11 protein-coding genes, 1 rRNA gene and 1 riboswitch are annotated in these 19,216 nt (G+C 60.5%); of the genes, 4 read left to right on the top strand and 8 right to left on the bottom strand.

Annotated features, from left to right (window positions below; translation table 11 throughout):
* Window positions 1–875, bottom strand: a 16S ribosomal RNA gene (locus Q7U49_RS04900); the annotation flags it as partial.
* Window positions 876–1,406: 531 nt separating this feature from the next.
* On the opposite strand from Q7U49_RS04900, the gene Q7U49_RS04895 reads away from it, so the two are divergent.
* Window positions 1,407–2,876: a mannose-1-phosphate guanylyltransferase/mannose-6-phosphate isomerase gene (locus Q7U49_RS04895; protein WP_304762706.1), complete on the top strand. Its 1,470-nt coding sequence runs from the start codon at window positions 1,407–1,409 to the stop codon at window positions 2,874–2,876.
* 12 nt (window positions 2,877–2,888) lie between these two features.
* Here Q7U49_RS04895 and metF read toward each other — a convergent pair whose 3' ends face one another.
* From metF to ahcY, 3 genes are all read right to left on the bottom strand, one after another.
* Window positions 2,889–3,734: a methylenetetrahydrofolate reductase [NAD(P)H] gene (metF, locus tag Q7U49_RS04890; protein WP_304762705.1), complete on the bottom strand. Its 846-nt coding sequence runs from the start codon at window positions 3,732–3,734 to the stop codon at window positions 2,889–2,891.
* Window positions 3,735–3,842: 108 nt separating this feature from the next.
* Window positions 3,843–4,667, bottom strand: a complete 825-nt coding sequence (locus Q7U49_RS04885; protein ID WP_304762703.1) for a TlyA family RNA methyltransferase — start codon at window positions 4,665–4,667, stop codon at window positions 3,843–3,845.
* Between the two features lie 7 nt (window positions 4,668–4,674).
* Complete coding sequence (gene ahcY / locus Q7U49_RS04880) at window positions 4,675–6,126, bottom strand: adenosylhomocysteinase (protein WP_304762702.1); 1,452 nt, start codon at window positions 6,124–6,126, stop codon at window positions 4,675–4,677.
* Window positions 6,127–6,189: 63 nt separating this feature from the next.
* Window positions 6,190–6,298, bottom strand: a riboswitch (S-adenosyl-L-homocysteine riboswitch).
* Between the two features lie 125 nt (window positions 6,299–6,423).
* Here ahcY and Q7U49_RS04875 point away from each other — a divergent pair.
* From Q7U49_RS04875 to glgX, 3 genes are read left to right on the top strand one after another with little or no spacing between them, the layout of a single operon-like run.
* A complete protein-coding gene (locus Q7U49_RS04875) occupies window positions 6,424–8,856 on the top strand; it encodes a glycogen/starch/alpha-glucan phosphorylase (RefSeq protein ID WP_304762700.1) in 2,433 nt (810 codons plus the stop codon).
* Window positions 8,857–8,898: 42 nt separating this feature from the next.
* Window positions 8,899–11,076 carry a 1,4-alpha-glucan branching protein GlgB gene (gene glgB / locus Q7U49_RS04870; protein WP_304762697.1) on the top strand — a complete coding sequence of 726 codons (2,178 nt, stop codon included), beginning with the start codon at window positions 8,899–8,901 and terminating at the stop codon, window positions 11,074–11,076.
* Complete coding sequence (glgX, locus tag Q7U49_RS04865) at window positions 11,064–13,190, top strand: glycogen debranching protein GlgX (protein ID WP_304762695.1); 2,127 nt, start codon at window positions 11,064–11,066, stop codon at window positions 13,188–13,190. The genes glgB and glgX overlap by 13 nt, the downstream gene beginning before the upstream one ends.
* On the opposite strand, the gene malQ is transcribed toward glgX, so the two are convergent.
* The 4 genes from malQ to Q7U49_RS04845 form a co-directional block, all read right to left on the bottom strand.
* Complete coding sequence (gene malQ, locus Q7U49_RS04860; protein ID WP_304762694.1) at window positions 13,171–14,685, bottom strand: 4-alpha-glucanotransferase; 1,515 nt, start codon at window positions 14,683–14,685, stop codon at window positions 13,171–13,173. The genes glgX and malQ overlap by 20 nt on opposite strands.
* A 45-nt stretch (window positions 14,686–14,730) precedes the next feature.
* A complete protein-coding gene (glgA, locus tag Q7U49_RS04855; protein ID WP_304762693.1) occupies window positions 14,731–16,179 on the bottom strand; it encodes a glycogen synthase GlgA in 1,449 nt (482 codons plus the stop codon).
* A 12-nt stretch (window positions 16,180–16,191) separates the two neighbouring features.
* Window positions 16,192–17,466 carry a glucose-1-phosphate adenylyltransferase gene (glgC, locus tag Q7U49_RS04850; RefSeq protein WP_304762692.1) on the bottom strand — a complete coding sequence of 425 codons (1,275 nt, stop codon included), beginning with the start codon at window positions 17,464–17,466 and terminating at the stop codon, window positions 16,192–16,194.
* 75 nt (window positions 17,467–17,541) lie between these two features.
* Window positions 17,542–19,194 (bottom strand): alpha-D-glucose phosphate-specific phosphoglucomutase, encoded by a 1,653-nt coding sequence (locus Q7U49_RS04845; RefSeq protein ID WP_304762690.1) that lies wholly within the window; start codon window positions 19,192–19,194, stop codon window positions 17,542–17,544.
* Window positions 19,195–19,216 lie beyond the last annotated feature (22 nt).

Raw genomic sequence — 19,216 nt, 5'->3', positions numbered from 1 at the left:
TCAACTTCACGCGTTAGCTTCGTTACTGAGTCAGTAAAGACCCAACAACCAGTTGACATCGTTTAGGGCGTGGACTACCAGGGTATCTAATCCTGTTTGCTCCCCACGCTTTCGTGCATGAGCGTCAGTACAGGTCCAGGGGATTGCCTTCGCCATCGGTGTTCCTCCGCATATCTACGCATTTCACTGCTACACGCGGAATTCCATCCCCCTCTACCGTACTCTAGCGATGCAGTCACAAATGCAGGTCCCAGGTTGAGCCCGGGGATTTCACATCTGTCTTACATCACCGCCTGCGCACGCTTTACGCCCAGTAATTCCGATTAACGCTCGCACCCTACGTATTACCGCGGCTGCTGGCACGTAGTTAGCCGGTGCTTATTCTTACGGTACCGTCATGAGCCCTCTTTATTAAAGAGAACCTTTTCGTTCCGTACAAAAGCAGTTTACAACCCGAAGGCCTTCATCCTGCACGCGGCATTGCTGGATCAGGCTTGCGCCCATTGTCCAAAATTCCCCACTGCTGCCTCCCGTAGGAGTCTGGACCGTGTCTCAGTTCCAGTGTGGCTGGTCGTCCTCTCAGACCAGCTACAGATCGTCGCCTTGGTGAGCTTTTACCCCACCAACTAGCTAATCTGATATCGGCCGCTCCAATCGCGCGAGGCCCATTGCTGAGTCCCCCGCTTTCATCCAGAGATCGTATGCGGTATTAGCACAGCTTTCGCTGCGTTATCCCCCACGACTGGGCACGTTCCGATATATTACTCACCCGTTCGCCACTCGCCACCAGGATTGCTCCCGTGCTGCCGTTCGACTTGCATGTGTAAGGCATGCCGCCAGCGTTCAATCTGAGCCAGGATCAAACTCTATAGTTCGATCTTGATTTTTTTCGCTCTTTCGAGCAACTCATAAATTGGAATCGACGTGAATATCATCTCTGACTTTCACATCTTTTTTACTTCATGAGCGTTTGTTAGTCAATTAAGACTAAGTTCCGTAGAACTTGGTAATTACCTTCAAACGCCCACGCTTATCGGCTGTATATTTTTAATGATCTAAAAGCAGCTTTAACACCGCTTCTTGTTTGCTTCACCGTGATCAGCGAAGCCTTGTATTCTAGCACGCCTTTTTTGCGTTTTTCTTAGAAATTTTTAAGATTCCTAATTTTGCCAAGAACTTCTCGAAAGAGCAATTTTTGCAGACCTATTGAGTCTTGTCCTTGCCATCCGAGTCGGCTATGGTACCACTTAATTCTTCCATTTCAAGCGATGCACTTCACCGTTATGATCATTTAGCTGATCTACCGCATTGACCGCGTCAGAGAGACCAGCCAATACAGCAACGAAACCGCTCTATGGCCACGAGGCGCAGCTCAGCACAGATTTTTCATTTTCAAAGCATCCCATATGTCTACACTCGTTTTGATCCAACCCGTTGTTTTATCCGGCGGCTCCGGCACGCGCCTGTGGCCGCTATCGCGAGAAAAATACCCTAAACAATTGCTCAGCCTGATCGGGGAAGACTCACTTCTGCAGGCCACAGTGCGTCGCGTGCAGGGCACACCCGGGATCGAGCTGTCGCCTCCCATGGTCGTCTGCAACGAGGAGTATCGCTTTGTCATCGCCGAGCAACTGCGGCTGCTGGGCCAAGGCGGCACCGTAGTGCTTGAACCCTTTGGGAGAAACACCGCGCCAGCCCTGACCTTGGCTGCGCTTTCAGTCCATCATGGCCAAGCCGATCCCGTGCTGCTGGTCATGCCGGCGGACCACGTGATCACGGATGTGCCTGCATTTCAGCAAGTGGTGAGTCAGGGCGCAACACTGGCAGCCAGCGGTGCCGTGGTAACTTTTGGCATCCAGCCTGATGCACCGGAAACCGGCTACGGCTACATCCAATCCGGAGAATCTTATGGCGCAGCAGACGGCACAAACGCCCGTCTGATCGCCCGCTTTGTTGAAAAACCTGACCTGGTGACAGCGCAGTCTTATCTGGCCGATGGCAGTTACTTGTGGAACAGCGGTTTATTCATGATGCGCGCCTCTGTGTGGCTGTCCGCCATGGGCGTTTGCCGTCCTGACATTCTCAAGGCCTGCCAGGCCGCCTGGGACCAAGGCAAAGCCGATGCCGAGTTCGTTCGCGTGGGTCGGGAGGCTTTTGCAGAGTGTCCGAGCGACTCGATCGACTATGCGGTGATGGAGCGATTGACCGGTGCCAAAAGTCCAAACGCTGCCACACTGCCCCTTGGCGTGGTGCTGCCCTTGCAGGCGGGGTGGTCCGACGTCGGCGCCTGGGATGCCTTGTGGCAAGTGCTGCCCAAGGACAGCCAAGGCAACGTGTCGCAGGGCGACGTGCTGCTGCAGGACTGCGAAAACACACTGGCCTTGTCAGAAGGCCGCTTGATCGCCTGTGTCGGGGTCAGCGATTTGGTCGTCGTTGAAACAGCGGATGCCATTCTGGTTTCGCACAAGGACAAAACCCAGAACGTCAAAAAGATCGTCGATGCGCTCAAGGCACAGGGTCGATCCGAGGGCAGCATCCACCGCAAGGTGTTCCGTCCCTGGGGCTGGTACGACGGGATCGATGCTGGAGAGCGTTTTCAGGTCAAGCGCATCGTGGTCAAGCCGGGCGGCACCCTGTCGCTGCAAATGCACCACCATCGCGCCGAACACTGGATTGTGGTCAGTGGCACGGCCCGCGTCACCTGCGGTGAAAAGATCTTCCTGCTGTCAGAAAACCAGTCCACTTTCATTCCACTGGGCACAACCCACCGGCTGGAGAACCCGGGTCGGGTTGCGCTGGAGATGATTGAGGTGCAGTCGGGGTCTTATCTGGGTGAGGACGATATCGTGCGGTTCGAGGACGTCTACGGCCGCTGAACCCATCAACCGTTATGCTGCCAGCCCCAGCCGCTGGCAGATCTCCAGCGTGGCCGCACTCTGATTCATGCTGTAAAAATGCAAGCCGGGTGCGCCACCCGCCCGGAGTTGCTCGCATAAATCCGTCACCACATCCAGACCGAACGCCTTGATCGACGCGGTGTCGTCGCCGAATCCCTGCAACCGCAGCCGGATCCAGCGTGGAATTTCGGCTCCACAGGCGTCACTGAAACGCATCAACTGCGACGAGCTGGCAATCGGCATGATGCCCGGCACCACAGGAATCTGCACGCCCAGCGCATCGGTATCTTCGACAAACCTGAAGTAGGCGTCTGAATTGTAAAAATATTGGGTGATGGCCGAATTGGCACCTGCCTGCACCTTGGCAGCAAACGCTTTCAGGTCGCTCTCGGCTGACTTGGCTTGTGGATGAATTTCAGGGTAAGCCGCCACTTCGATGTAAAAGTCGTCGGACATCTCGGCGCGAATAAAGGCTACCAGATCGCTGGCGTAATGAAACTCGCCTCCTGTGCCATAGCCGCTTGGCAAGTCGCCGCGCAAAGCGACCAGACGCTTGACACCCATGGCTTTCAACGTAGCCAGTTGCTCGCGCACCCCAGCGCGCGTGGCGCCAATGCAGGAAAAGTGCGATGCGGCACTCATCCCTTCGCTCAAAATGTCACGCACCGTGCTGAACGTACCCTCCTGGGTGGAACCGCCAGCACCAAAGGTCACCGAGCAAAACTCGGGCTTGAGCGCATACAGTTGCTGACGCACAACGCGCAGCTTTTCGACACCTTCCGGCGTTTTCGGCGGGAAAAATTCAATGCTGACAGGAAAACGTACGGAAGAAGTCATGGCGAACGCCTTCAAAAAATATTTAAAAAGTACCGCCGTCAAAAGTCATGTAGTACGGATCAAGTCCGCAACGACACACCCGCCTTGCGGTTCGGTACGGGAGGAAATTCAGGCTTTGATCGCGCAAATGAAAAACTCGCGATTGCCATCACCACCGGTGATCGGCGAGTCAAACCAATCGGTCACTTTCAGTCCCAACTCGGCACAGGCTTCACGCAAGCGCTGTTCAACAACAAAGTACATCTCAGCGTCTTTCACAATGCCGCCCTTGCCCACCTGACCCGGTTGCAATTCAAACTGGGGTTTGACCAGGGTCAGCAGCGTGCCACCCGCATTGAGAAGCGGCACCACCGCCGGCAACACCAACGTCTGGGAAATGAACGACAGGTCGGCCACGATCAGGTCAAACTCGGGAACAAAATCAGAAGCGGCTTCGCCATCAGCGTCAGCTTCATCACGATCAAATTGGCCATCGGTTCCGGTGCTGTCCTCAAAAGCCGCCACCAGGTCAGACGCCTTCAGGGCACGCGCATTGACACCCTCAACGCACAACACCCGGGGGTCCGCGTGCAGTTTCGGGTGCAACTGGGCGCTGCCCACATCGACACCCACGACAAAAGCCGCGCCTTGTTGCAGCAGGCAGTCGGTAAAACCGCCCGTGCTTTGCCCCACATCAAGGCACTGAAAACCGTTCACAGACAGGCCCACATGTCGCAGGGCTGCCTCCAGTTTGAGACCCCCACGTGACACGTAGCGCGCCTCGGAATCGTCGAGCAGGCGCACTGGCGCGTCCTCTGGTACGTCGTCGCCATTCTTGGCGACACGCCGCCAGGCATCACCTTGCTGCCATTCCACGCCGCCGGCAATCAGACGCTGCGCCTGAGAGCGGGTGCTGGCCAGGCCACGCTGTGCCAAAAGTTGGTCAATGCGCATGGGTGACTTAGTAGCGGTAGCTGTCGGCTTTGTACGGGCCGGCCTTGCTGACGCCAATGTAAGCGGCTTGCTCGTCGGTCAGCTCGGACAACTGGGCACCCACTTTGGTCAAGTGCAGGCGTGCCACTTTCTCGTCCAGATGCTTGGGCAACACGTAAACCTGTCCGACCTTGTAGCTCTTGGGCTTGGTGAACAGCTCAATCTGCGCAATGGTCTGGTTAGCAAAGCTGGAGCTCATGACAAAACTGGGGTGGCCGGTACCGCAGCCCAGGTTCACCAAACGGCCCTTGGCCAGCAGGATGATGCGCTTGGCCGGCGTTTTGCCCTTGGCCGGGAAGATGACGTGGTCCACCTGCGGCTTGATCTCCTCCCACTTGCATTTGGACAGCGATGCCACGTCGATTTCATTGTCAAAGTGACCAATATTGCAAACGATGGCCTGATCTTTCATTGCGGCCATGTGCTTGTAGGTGATCACGTTCTTGTTGCCGGTGGCCGACACAAAGATGTCGCACTTGTCAGCGGCATATTCCATCGTCACCACTTTGTAGCCTTCCATGGCCGCTTGCAGGGCATTGATCGGGTCGATCTCGGTCACCCACACTTGGGCGCTCAGGGCGCGCAGAGCCTGGGCCGAGCCCTTGCCCACGTCACCATAACCAGCCACCACAGCCACCTTGCCCGCAATCATCACGTCCGTGGCGCGCTTGATGGCGTCCACCAAAGACTCGCGGCAACCGTACAGGTTGTCAAACTTGCTCTTGGTCACCGAGTCGTTGACGTTGATGGCACGCAGCATCAGCTCACCCTTGGCCGACATCTCATTCAGACGCAGCACACCCGTGGTGGTTTCTTCAGTGACGCCAATGATGTTTTTCAGGCGGCGGCTGTACCAGGTGGGGTCGATAGCCAGCTTGGCCTTGATGGCGGCATACAGGCAGGTTTCTTCTTCACTGGCGGGTTTGTCGAGCAGGCTGGCATCTTTTTCGGCCTTGGTGCCCAGGTGCATCAGCAGCGTCGCGTCGCCGCCATCGTCCAAAATCATGTTGGGGCCTTCGGCCGCAGTGCCCTTCTTGCCACCGAATTCGAAAATGCGGTGGGTGTAGTCCCAGTAATCGCTCAAAGACTCGCCTTTGTAGGCAAACACCGGCGTGCCATTGGCCACCAACGCTGCGGCAGCATGGTCTTGGGTCGAAAAAATATTGCACGAGGCCCAGCGCACGTCGGCGCCCAGCGCTTGCAGTGTTTCGACCAGCACGGCGGTCTGGATCGTCATGTGCAGACTGCCGGTGATGCGCGCGCCTTTAAGCGGCTGCTCCTTGGCGAATTCTTCACGGATCGCCATCAGGCCCGGCATCTCGGTCTCGGCGATATTCAGTTCTTTACACCCCCAGTCTGCAAGGCCGATGTCGGCAATGATGTAGTCGTTTTGTTTGACAGCTTTAGATGTAGCGCTCATGGTTCACTCCAGAAATTAAGATTTGAACCACGACATACAAGGGGAAAAACTCACCTCACATGCAGTGGGTGAGCGCCGTTGTGAAACGCCAGGCCGTTGGCCAAAGCGGGTTCCGAGCCTCACTCAGCGCAGAGCTTTCGCCCCTGCGTGAGCTGCAACGCTCCTCGGAATGGCCGCGATTATAGAGTCGCGGCAAAACCCTTGAAGTGCTGCAAGTAACCCAGCTGTAAAAACCAAAGCCAATGACGTGCAAAATACGAACTCAAACCCAATCAGTCCACGCCCCAAGGAATCCACTTGAACGTCTCCGCCACGCCATCCACCGCAAGCCCTGCGGAACAAATCAACGCCCACCTGCTGCACACCGTTGGCGTGGCGCCCGATCGCGCCTCTCCCAGCGACCTGATGCTGGCGACCGCACAGCTGGCACGCGCGCAACTTTCCAAACGCTGGGTCGCCACACAGGAAACGGAACGCAGCCAAAAGGCACGTCGCGTGGTCTATTTGTCGATGGAGTTCTTGATGGGGCGCACCCTCTCGAACGCCCTGGCCGCGCTGAACCTGACCGAAGGTGCCGCGGAGGGCCTGGCGCAACACGCGCAAAATCTTGAAGACATTGCCAGCCAGGAACCCGACGCTGCCCTCGGCAACGGCGGCCTGGGTCGCCTGGCGGCCTGCTTTCTGGATTCCATGGCGACCCTCGGTCTGCCCTCGTTCGGTTACGGCATTCGGTATGAATACGGCATGTTCGCGCAGGAAATTCAACAGGGCAGCCAGATGGAACACCCGGACTCCTGGCTCAAGGACGGTACGCCCTGGGAATTTCCGCGGGCAGACCTGACTTACCCGGTTCGTTTTGGCGGCTGGGTCGCCCACGTGAACGACAAGGCCGTCTGGAAGCACGCCGGCGAAGTGGCCGCCAAAGCCTACGACATGGTGGTGCCCGGTCATGGCACCGACAAGGTCAGCACGCTGCGCTTGTGGAAAGCGGTTGCACCCGAGCACATTGACCTGGGTGCCTTCAACACCGGCGACTATGCGCGTGCCGCCTGCGCCAAAAATGAATACGAAAACATCTCCTGGGTGCTGTACCCCAATGACAGCACGCCGGCCGGCCGCGAGTTGCGACTCAAACAGGAGTACTTCTTTGTTGCCGCATCCATGCAGGACCTGATCAAGCGCCACCTTGACGAACACCCCACACTCAACAACCTGGCCGAGCACGTCGCGATTCACCTCAACGACACCCACCCTGCCATCGGCGTGGCCGAGTTGATGCGGATTTTGTGCGACGAACACGCTTTTGACTGGGACCGGGCTTGGGCACTGTGCGGCAAAACATTCTCGTACACCAACCACACCCTGATGCCGGAAGCACTGGAGACCTGGCCGGTCTCGCTGCTGCAGCATGTGCTGCCGCGGCACCTGGAAATTATTTTCCGCATCAACAAGGAGTTCCTGGACCATGCCGCGCGCTTTCGCCCGGGCGACCAAGAGTTCCTGAAACGCTTGTCGCTGATCGATGAAGTCGGCGAGCGGCGGGTGCGCATGGCCCATTTGTCGGTGGTCGGCAGCCACCAGGTCAACGGCGTCTCGGCATTGCACTCTGAACTGCTGGTGCACACGATTTTTTCGGACTTTGCAGCCTTGTGGCCCGAGCGCTTCACGAACATGACCAACGGGGTCACCCCGCGACGCTGGTTGGCACAGGCCAACCCGGGACTCTCCGGCCTGCTCGACGACACTCTGGGCAAGGCCTGGCGGCTCGACCTGACTCAGTTGAAACGCCTTGAGGACCGTCTGGACGATGCTGCCTTCATTGAGCAGTTCATGGTTATCAAGCGCGCCAACAAAGTGCGTCTGGCGCATTACATTGCCACCACCACGGGAGTTCAGGTCAGCCCGGACAGCCTGTTTGACGTGCAGGTCAAACGCATTCACGAGTACAAGCGGCAATTGCTCAACGTGCTCCATGTCGTCAGCCGCTACCAGGCCATTTTGGCCAACCCGAACGCCCCCTGGGTACCACGCACCGTCATTTTTGCCGGCAAGGCCGCGTCAAGTTATGTGGCCGCCAAGTCCATCATCCGCCTGATTCACGACATCGGTCAGACCATCAACAACGACCCACGTGTCGGTGACAAACTCAAGCTGGTCTTCATCCCCAACTATGGCGTCTCGGTCGCTGAAATCATCATGCCCGGCGCTGACCTGTCAGAACAAATATCCACCGCAGGCACCGAAGCCTCGGGCACCGGCAACATGAAGTTGGCGCTCAACGGTGCACTCACCATCGGCACGGACGATGGCGCCAACATTGAAATCCGGCAACAGGTCGGTGATGAGAATATTTTCATCTTCGGTCTGAAAACGCCCGAGGTGCGCCAGCTCCGGGTCGAGGGTTACCACCCGCTGCACCACTACCAAAACAACCCGGCGCTCAAGGCCGTTCTTGACGCCATTGGCGAGGGCCAGTTTTCCCCGGATGAACCCGAGCGTTACCGCGCCCTGGTGAACTCGCTGGTGTGGGGCGGCGACCACTACATGCTGCTGGCCGACTATGCCTCTTATGTGGCCACTCAGGGGCAGGTCGATGCGCTCTACAGCCAGCCTGCCTCGTGGAGCCAGCGCGCCATCCGCAACGTGGCCGGCATGGGGGTGTTTTCATCTGACCGTACCATTGGCGAGTACGCTCGGGACATCTGGCACATCCAGCCCGACAATCACTGAGAAGCGCGTCCGGCCCACCGCCTTACCGAAGAACTGCTTGCCATGCTGCACCAACACACCATTCAAATGATTTGTCACGCCAGTCACGGCGATCCGTTTTCCGTGTTGGGGCCTCATGCGGCGACTGCCGGTCAGGCCTCTGTGCGCTGTTTTTTACCCAATGCCACCCAGGTCACGGTGGTCAATGAGCAAAATCACAAGCTGGGCCAGCTCAAGGAACGTAGCAGCGGTTTTTTTGAAGGCAAGGTGAAGTTCGCGCCGACAGAAACCTACCGCTTGCAAGTGCAATGGGCCGACGGTCAGCAAAGCACCCTGGAAGATCCCTACCGCTTCCCCCTGGTGCTGGGCGACATGGACGTCTGGCTTTTGGGCGAAGGCACCCATTTGCGCCCCTTCGAGGTGCTGGGTGCGCATCCGGGCACGATGCTGGGCGTGGCCGGCACGCGCTTTGCCGTCTGGGCGCCCAACGCCTCGCGCGTCAGCGTCGTGGGCGACTTCAATTTTTGGGACGGCCGCCGCCACCCGATGCGCCTGCGCCGCGAATGTGGTGTCTGGGAGTTGTTTTTGCCTGGCGTGTCCGCGGGGTCACTCTACAAATTCGAGATCCGAACACAAGGCGGCGATGTCTTGCCAGCGCGCTCTGACCCGTACGCCCTGCAAGCCGAGCTTCGTCCCGCCACGGCCAGCGTGGTCGGCCAGTTGCCGGCCAAGGTCTCGCCTTCGACGCAACGGCTGGCGGCCAACGGGCTGGACGCCCCCGTGAGCATTTACGAGGTGCATCTGGGCTCGTGGCGGCGCAAGGCGGATGACGGCAACCGCTGGCTGACCTGGGACGAACTGGCCGACACACTGATTCCTTACGCGCAAGACATGGGTTTCACCCACCTGGAACTGATGCCGGTGAGCGAACACCCGTTTGATGGTTCCTGGGGCTACCAACCCATTGGTTTGTACGCGCCCACCTCCCGGTTTGGTGATGCCTCTGGTTTTGGCCGCCTGGTGCAGCGTTGCCATGCTGCCGGCATTGGCCTGATATTGGACTGGGTCCCGGCGCACTTCCCGTCCGATGCCCATGGGCTGGCCAATTTCGACGGCACCCATCTGTACGAATACGCCGACCCGCGCGAAGGTTTCCATCAGGACTGGAACACGCTGATCTACAACCTGGGCCGCACCGAGGTCAGCAACTTCCTGGTTGGCAACGCCCTGTATTGGCTGGAGCGTTTTGGCGTCGATGGCCTGCGCGTCGATGCGGTCGCCTCCATGCTTTACCGTGACTACAGCCGCAAAGCCGGCGAATGGGTTCCCAACGTGTTTGGTGGACGCGAAAACCTGGAAGCCATTGCCTTTCTGAAACGCGTCAACGAAGTCGTGGGGGTCGAATGCCCGTCGGCCATCACGCTGGCCGAAGAGTCCACCGCCTACCCTGCGGTCTCGCGCCCCACCTATGCCGGAGGACTGGGCTTTCACTACAAGTGGAACATGGGCTGGATGCATGACACCCTGGCTTACATGGCGCGCGACCCGATCTACCGCCAGCACCATCAGGGCGAAATGACGTTCGGCCTGGTCTACGCCTTCAATGAAAATTTTGTGCTGCCGATCTCGCACGACGAAGTGGTGCACGGCAAGGGCTCGCTCTTGACCAAAATGCCAGGCGACCGCTGGCAACAATTGGCCAATGTGCGCGCTTTCCTGGGCTACATGTTTGGCCACCCCGGTAAAAAACTGCTGTTCATGGGCTGCGAGTTTGCCCAGGAACGCGAATGGAATCACGACCAGAGCCTGGACTGGCATTTACTCAACGATCCAGCGCATGCCGGCGTGCAAAGCCTGGTACGCGACCTCAACACGCTGTACCGCGCCAGCCCCGCGCTGTACCAGCAGGACTTTGTGCCGGCGGGCTTCGAGTGGATTGACCACAGTGACGCCGCGCACTCGGTGCTGAGCTTTGTGCGCCACGGGCATGATGCCGACACCTTCACAGTGGTGGTGTGCAACTTCACGCCGCAGGTCTGGCAAGGCTATCGACTGGGCGTGCCTCAGCCTGGCTGCTACCGCGAGGTGCTCAACACCGACTCCGCCCATTACGGTGGCAGCAATGTGGGCACGCCTTTAGGTGCAGCCAACACCGAAGCCTTGCCCTGCCATGGCAAACCACATTCCGTCCTGCTGACGCTGCCCCCACTCGCCACGGTATTTTTCGAATGGACCGCCTGACACCTCAGCCGCTGCAAGCCGGCCACCCCTGGCCCATGGGGGCCCACTTCGATGGCCACGGGGTGAATTTCGCCGTGTTTTCAACCCATGCCCAGGCCATGGATCTTTGCCTGTTCGACGCCGATGGCCAGCACGAACTGGCACGCCTGCCCTTGCCATGCCATACCGTCGATGTTTGGCATGGCTACCTGCCAGGGGCGCAACCCGGCCTGGTCTACGGCCTGCGCGCCCATGGCCCCTGGTGGCCCGACAAGGGCTACCGTTTTGACGCCAGCAAACTGCTGCTCGACCCCTATGCGCGCGAGATCGTCGGCCACTTTGAATGGCGCGATGAGCACTTCACGCCGGACCGGCATTACCCGGGGCACAAGCTCAGCCACGACAACGCCGCCCTGGCGCTCAAGGCCCGCGTCATCCATGACCAGTTTGACTGGGGCGATGACAGCCCCCCGAGCATCACCCTGACCGACACCGTGTTGTACGAATGCCACGTCAAGGGTTTTTCCAAGCTCAACCCCTTGATCCCACCTGAACGGCGCGGCAGCTACGCCGGGCTGGCCCACCCTGCCTCGATCAGCCACCTCAAGGGTCTGGGCGTGACTGCCGTCAGCCTGTTGCCAGTGCACTACAGCCTCAGCGAAGAGCGCCTGGTCAGGCAGGGGCTCAGCAACTACTGGGCTTACAACACCCTTGGTTTTTTCTGTGTCAACCCGCAACTGGCCAGCGCGGGCGACGGCAAGGCGGCGCGCGACGAGTTCCGCACCATGGTGCGTGCTCTGCACCAGGCCGGGCTCGAAGTCATTCTGGATGTGGTTTACAACCACACCGCCGAAGCCGACGAGACCGGCCCGACGCTGAGTTTCCGCGGACTCGACAACGCCAGTTATTACCGCTTGCCGCCCGATGATCCCAGTCGCTATGAAAACTACAGTGGCTGTGGCAACACCCTGAACCTGCGTCAGCCCAAGGTACTGCAACTGGTGATGGACAGTTTGCGTTATTGGGTCGAGGACATGCATGTCGACGGCTTCCGCTTTGATCTGGCTCCCGTGTTGGGCCGCACCGACACCGGCTTCAGTGCCCAAGCCGCCTTTTTTGTCGCCATGGCGCAAGACCCGGTGCTGTCGCGCGTCAAGATGATTGCCGAACCCTGGGACACCGGGCCCGGCGGCTACCAGGTGGGCGGGTTTCCACGCGGCTGGCTGGAGTGGAACGATAAATTCCGGGACTGCACGCGCCGGTTTTGGGTGCAGGGCGCCGCCGCTGGCGAAGAGATGCCCGCGGGCTGCACGCGCGGCGACTTTGCCATGCGCCTGTGTGGCTCGTCCGACCTTTACCAGGAGCGTCGTCGTGCGCCAGCCAAGTCGGTGAACTACGTGGTGTCCCATGACGGCTTCACCCTGCTGGACCTCGTCAGCTATAACCAGCGCCACAACGAGGCCAACGGCGAGGACAATCGCGACGGCCACAACGACAACCTGAGTTTCAACTGTGGCGTCGAGGGCCCCAGCGACGACCCCATGGTTGTGACCCTGCGCGAGCGCTTGCAGCGCGCGCTGCTGGCCAACACGCTGCTGGCCCAGGGCACACCCATGCTGTGCGCCGGCGACGAGCTGGGCCACACCCAAGGCGGCAACAACAACCCCTACTGCCAGGACAACGCCACCACCTGGATCGACTGGTCGGCGACCAACACGGACCTGCTGGCGTTCACCCAGCATCTGGTGGCGTTGCGCCACCAACTGCAACCCTTCGCCAACAAATGGTACAGCGGCATTGCCGATGGCAATGGGCTCTATGACGTGTCCTGGTGGAACGCCGACGGCACGACGCTGCAACACGAGGCCTGGCACCATGCCACGGACCGCAGCCTGGTTTGTCTCATTGGCAAACCCGGGCGCAGCGCGACACCCCTGCTGCTGCTGTTCAATGCCGGTGCCCGGCGTGAGAACTTTATGCTGCCACCTGGCGAATGGCAAGCGCTGCTGGACACCAGCCAAGCGCGTGGTCAAAGCCAGGCCCGGAGCGTGGGCGGCGTCTCTTTTCCGGTCCCGGCGCACAGCATGATGCTGCTGCAGAAAAGTGCGAACCCGGCTATAACTTCAGCCGATTGAATCCGGTGCGACCACTGGCGGCCGTGATGTTCGCCAAGCGCTGCGCCAGGTCGGGCCCCACCCAGTCCCAGCTGAAGCGCCAAGTCCAGCAACCCAAGGTACCCGGTGTGTTCATGCGGTGCGGGCTGCCCAGGCCCAGCACGTCCTGAAACTGGCACAGCGACAGGCGTGCCACCGAAAAAGACGCCGCGCGCACCATGGCCCAATGCGCCTCATGGCCGTCGACGCCGAGATAGTGCGCGGCAAAAGCGCGCTCATAGGCACTGCAATTGGCCCACCAGCCGGGTGCCGTGTCATTGTCATGGGTGCCGGTATAGACCACCGTGTTGGGCTCGAAGTTGTGCGGCAGGAAAGCGTTGCCCGCATCGCCCGAAAACGCAAATTGCAGCACCCGCATGCCCGGGAACCCGGTGCGCTCGCGCAAGGCATTGACTTCAGCCGTGATGATGCCCAAGTCTTCCGCAATGATGGGCAAGTCACCCAGGGCGTGTTCCAGGGCATCGAACAAGGCCATGCCCGGCCCCAGTCGCCAGCCGCCTTTGATCGCGGTGGGCTCGTCGGCGGGAATTTCCCAGTAATCGACAAAACCACGAAAATGGTCTATGCGCACCAGGTCGGCCAGATGCAGCTGTCGGCGCACCCGCTCGATCCACCAACGGTAACCGTCCTGCGCCATGGCGTCCCAGTTGTACAGCGGGTTGCCCCAGCGCTGACCGGTGTTTGAAAAGAAATCAGGTGGCACACCCGCCACCACACGCGGTCGGCCTGAGGCATCCAACAGGTACAAATCAGGCCGCGCCCAACAATCGGCGCTGTGGTGCGCCACAAAGATCGGCAGGTCACCGACCAGGCGCACACCCTTGCTGTGGGCATAGCTTTTGACCGCCTGCCATTGCAGCTCGAACTGCCACTGCACAAAACACCAAAAGGCAATCTCCTGCGCATGACTGGCCCGCGCCATGGCCAATGCGGCAGAGTCACGCTGGGCCAGCGCGGGCGGCCAATCGGGCCAAAGTGCCGGGCTGTGCGCCTGATCCAGTGCCATGAACAGGGTGTAATCAAGCAGCCAGGCCTGCTCACTCAACACCCAGGCAGTCAATTCGGCCCGCTCCTCAACTGTGGCCTGCTGCTCGAACCCGGCAAAAGCCTCACGCAGGCGTTGCATGCGCCAGGGCGTCACGGCCGCATAGTCCACCCGCGCGGAGTCCCAATCGGCAGCCACACTTGACCCCGCCAGCCAACCGCGCTGCACCAGAGGCTCCAAGGCCACCAGCAAGGGATTACCAGCAAAGGCGGAACTGCCCATGTAGGGTGAGTCGCCCGACCCGACCGGCCCGAGCGGCAAGGTCTGCCACAAGGCCTGACCCGCGCTGTGCAGCCAGTCTATGAAGAAATAGGCATTCGGCCCCAGATCGCCCACACCATGCGGCCCGGGCAAAGAGGTCGGGTGCAACACCACGCCAGCAGCACGCTGCACCATCCATGAGTCAGCCATGCGTCAAAAGCTCCAGAAAGTAAGAAAAATCAGTGCCCGACCCGCTCAAGCGAGCAGGCGCCTGTACAGCGCCACATACTGCGCGGCCGCCTTGTCCCAGCCCAGCGGCTGCTGCATGGCGCGCTGGCGCACGGCGCGCCATTCGCTTTTGCGGGCATACAGCGCCAGGGCGCGGCGCACGGCACGGTCCAGCGCCTCCGGCGTGAATTCGTCAAACACGAAACCGTTGGCCGAGCCATCGGCCAGATTTTCCAGCGCGCAATCCACCACCGTGTCGGCCAGTCCGCCGACACGGTGCACCAGCGGCAAGCTGCCGTATTTCAGACCGTACATTTGCGTCAGGCCGCAGGGTTCAAAGCGCGACGGCACCAGCGTCACATCGGTCGCCGCAAACACCCGGTGGGCATAGGCTTCGTCATAGCCGATGCGCACCGACACCGCTTGCGGGTAGGAAAAAGCGCGCGCCTTGAACGCCGCCTCGAAGGCAGCATCCCCAGCACCCAACACCACCAGTTGGCCACCGCGGGCAATCAGCGCATCGAGCACTGCCAGCACCAGGTGCAGCCCCTTTTGTTCGGTCAGGCGGCTCACCACACCAAACAGCGGCGCATCGGGCTCTGGCGCCAGACCCAGCTCTTGCTGCAAGGCGGCCTTGCAGCGCGCCTTGCCCGCGGTCTTTTGTGCATCAAAACCGTACGGAATCGCGGCGTCAAGGGCGGGGTTCCAGACCGCCTCGTCCACCGCGTTGAGAATGCCGCTGAGGTCGTGGGCACGGGAACGCAGCAGGCCGTCAAGCCCACAGCCCTGCGCCGGGGTCTGGATTTCCCGCGCGTAGGTTGGGCTCACCGTGGTGATGTGGTCGGCAAAATAAAGCCCCGCCTTCATGAACGACAACTGGCCATGAAACTCCAGCCCGTTCACCGAAAATGCATGCGTGGGCAGCCCCAGGTCAAAGAAATGGATCGGCGCAAAAACACCCTGGTAGGCCAGGTTGTGCACGGTGTACACACTGGCCACACGGCGGCCCTGGACCGGCCCGAACGCAAGGTAAGCTGAGGTCAGCGCGGCGTGCCAGTCATGGCTGTTCACCACGGCAGGCTGCCAAGAGGGGTCAAGTCCGCATGCCAGTTTCGCCGCCACCCAACCCAGCAGCGCAAAACGCAGGTGGTTGTCATGGTAGGGCTGGCGCTGCACGTCTTCGTAAGGGGTGCCGGCGCGCACATAAAGATGGGGTGCGTCGATCACATAGGCGCGCACACCCAGACTGGCCAGCACACCGTGGCGCAGCGCCACGCGCTCACCCCAGGGCGCCGTCAACTCGGCCAGCATCTCTCCGGCTTGCAGGTCGGCCAGGATGGGCGCGAAGCCCGGCAGCAATACGCGCACCTCGCAACCCGCCGCATTCAAGGCCGCAGGCAAGGCGCCGGCAACGTCTGCCAGGCCACCGGTTTTGAGCAAGGGAAAAATCTCGGCACTGACCTGCAACACGTTCATCGACATCTTTCTTTACTTCAGCCGGGCCAACATCTCACGGGTGATCAAGACCACGCCACCTTCGCTGCGATCAAAGCGCTGGGCATCCAGGACCGCATCTTCTCCCACCACCGTGCCCTCGGGAATCACACAGCCGCGGTCGATGACCACTTTGCGCAGGCGGCAATGGCGGTTGATGGTCACATTAGGCAACACCACGGCCTCGTCAATCAGGCAGTCCGAATGCACCCGCACTTCAGAAAACAACACCGAGTGCGCCACGTTGGAGCCGGACACAATGCAGCCCCCCGACATCACGGTGTTGGCATAGACGCCATGGTTGCCATCCTTGTCCGGCACGAACTTGGCTGGCGGCAGCTGGCGCTGGTAAGTCCAGATCGGCCAATCAGTGTCATAGATGTCGAGTTCGGGCACGGTCGAGGCCAAGTCCAGGTTGGCTGACCAAAACGCGTCGATGGTGCCGACATCGCGCCAGTAGGGCTCGACATCCTTCACCCGCGAGACACAGGACAGACCGAACGGATGGGCGATGGCCCTGCCGTCAGCCACCGCCTGGGGAATCACGTTCTTGCCGAAGTCGTGCTCGGACTGCGCATTGGCCAGGTCGGCGTCGAGCAAGTCGTAGAGGTAATCCGCATTGAAAATGTAAATGCCCATGCTGGCCAGCGACACCGTGTCATTGCCCGGCATCGGTGGCGGGTCGGCCGGTTTCTCGATGAAGGCGGTGATCTGGCGCGCCGCATCAATGGCCATCACCCCAAACGCACTGGCCTCGGTGCGTGGCACCTCGATACAGCCCACCGTGCAGCCGGCGCCATTGGCCACATGGTCCTTCAGCATGATCGAGTAGTCCATCTTGTACACGTGGTCACCCGCCAGGATGACAACGTACTCCGGCTTGCTGGAGCGGATGATGTCCATGTTCTGGAAGATGGCGTCGGCAGTCCCGCGGTACCAATGCTCCTCGCCAGCGCGCTGCTGGGCCGGCAGGATGTCCACCATCTCATTGAGCTCGGCCCGCAGAAAACTCCAACCCCGCTGCAAATGGCGCATCAGCGAGTGCGACTTGTACTGGGTCACCACCGCCATGCGCCGAATCCCCGAATTCAGGCAGTTGGACAGTGCAAAGTCGATGATGCGGAACTTGCCACCAAAGTAGACCGCCGGCTTGGCACGCGTGTCGGTCAATTGCTTGAGCCTGGAGCCGCGCCCACCCGCCAGGATCAAGGCCACCGTGTGCCGCACCAGTTGGTGGGTTTCGGGGGATCGTTTTTCAAAATGCACCATGAAAGACTCCTTGTTGCTTGTTCTTGTTGACACTGATGGGGGCGAAATCACCCTGCTCCCAATCTGCCGCTGCACTCAGGTTGCCACCGTCGGGCCGGCCATGCCGGTGCGGCCGCTGATGCCGGCCACCTGCTCGGCCACCGCCGCCAGTTCAGCCAGCGCGGGTTGCACGGGCTGGTCCTGCTTTGCCGAGTCGGCTTCATAACGTTCCAGGTACAGCCGCAGCGTGGCGCCTTCGGTGCCGGTACCGGACAGCCTGAAAATGACGCGCGCGCCATCATCAAAAATCAGCCGGATACCTTGCTGGCCCGAGACCGAGCCATCCACCGGGTCGGTGTAGGCAAAGTCATCGGCCAACACCAACCGACGTGTGCCGAACTGGCGTCCGGGCAGGGCAGGCAGGGCGGCGCGCAAATCCTGCATCAGCGCCTGGGCCACGTCCACCGCAATGCCCTCGTAATCGTGCCGGGTGTAGTAGTTGCGGCCGTAAATGCGCCAATGCTCGCGCACCAGCGACTCGACCGAGCGCCCGGTCGCGCCCTGCAGGCTGAGCCAGAACAAGATTGCCCACAAGCCGTCCTTTTCGCGCACATGGCTGGAGCCGGTGCCGTAGCTTTCCTCGCCACACAGGCTCACGCGCCCGGCATCGAGCAAGTTGCCAAAAAACTTCCAACCGGTGGGCGTCTCGAAGCAAGGCAAGCCCATGACTTTGGCCACCCGGTCCACCGCCGCCGAGGTCGGCATGGAGCGCGCCACGCCGAGCAAGCCATCTTTGTAGCCCGGAATCAGCCTGGCGTGCGCCGTCATCAGGGCCAGACTGTCGGAAGGTGTGACCACAAAGTTGCGGCCCACCACCATGTTGCGGTCGGCGTCACCGTCCATGGCGGCGCCAAAGTCGGGCGCATCGGGCCGCTGCATGTGGGCAATCAGGTCCTCGGCGTTGACCGGGTTCGGATCCGGGTGCAGGCCGCCAAAGTCTTCCAGTGGCTCGGCATTGACCACGGTACCTGCCGGCGCGCCCAGTTCGCCTTCCAGAATCGCCCGGGCATAAGGGCCACCCACGGCGTTCATGGCATCCACGCGTACCCTGAAACCGCGCTTGAACATGGTGCGCAGCAGGTCAAAGTCGAACAGCACACGCATCACCGCGGCGTAATCCGCTACCGGGTCGATCACGTCCACCTGCATTTGCTCGATTTGCTGCAGGCCCAAGCGATCAATGTCGACGTCCGGGACATCACTGATGCGCAGCTCGCGCAAAACCTGGGTGCGGGCATAAACCGCTTCGGTCAGGGCTTCATTGGCCGGGCCACCGTTGCCGGCGTTGTACTTGATGCCAAAGTCGCCATCAGGTCCGCCGGGGTTGTGACTGGCCGACAGCACAATGCCGCCGAAAGCCTGGCGGCGGCGAATCACGGCACTGACTGCCGGCGTCGACAAAATGCCGCCGCGCCCCAACAGCACACGCGCCACACCGTTGGCAGCCGCCAGTTTCAGGATGGTTTGCACCGCCGTGCGGTTGTAAAACCGGCCATCGCCCCCCAGCACCAGTGTCTGGCCTGTCAAGGCCTGGCCGTCGGGACCCGAGGCATTGAGCACGTCCAGCAGCGTCTGGACAAAATTTTCCAGGTAGTGCGACTGGGTGAACGCCGTCACTTTCTTTCGTAAACCTGAAGTACCGGGACGCTGCCCGGCAAAGGGCTGAGTTGGGATTGTCTGGATAGCCATGATGAGAAACACCTGCTGCAAC

The sequence above is a fragment of the Rhodoferax sp. genome (assembly GCF_030653815.1).
GTDB lineage: Bacteria > Pseudomonadota > Gammaproteobacteria > Burkholderiales > Burkholderiaceae_C > Rhodoferax.
The sequence above is the reverse complement of the archived record's forward strand: the minus strand, read 5'-3'. Positions and strand labels throughout refer to the sequence as shown.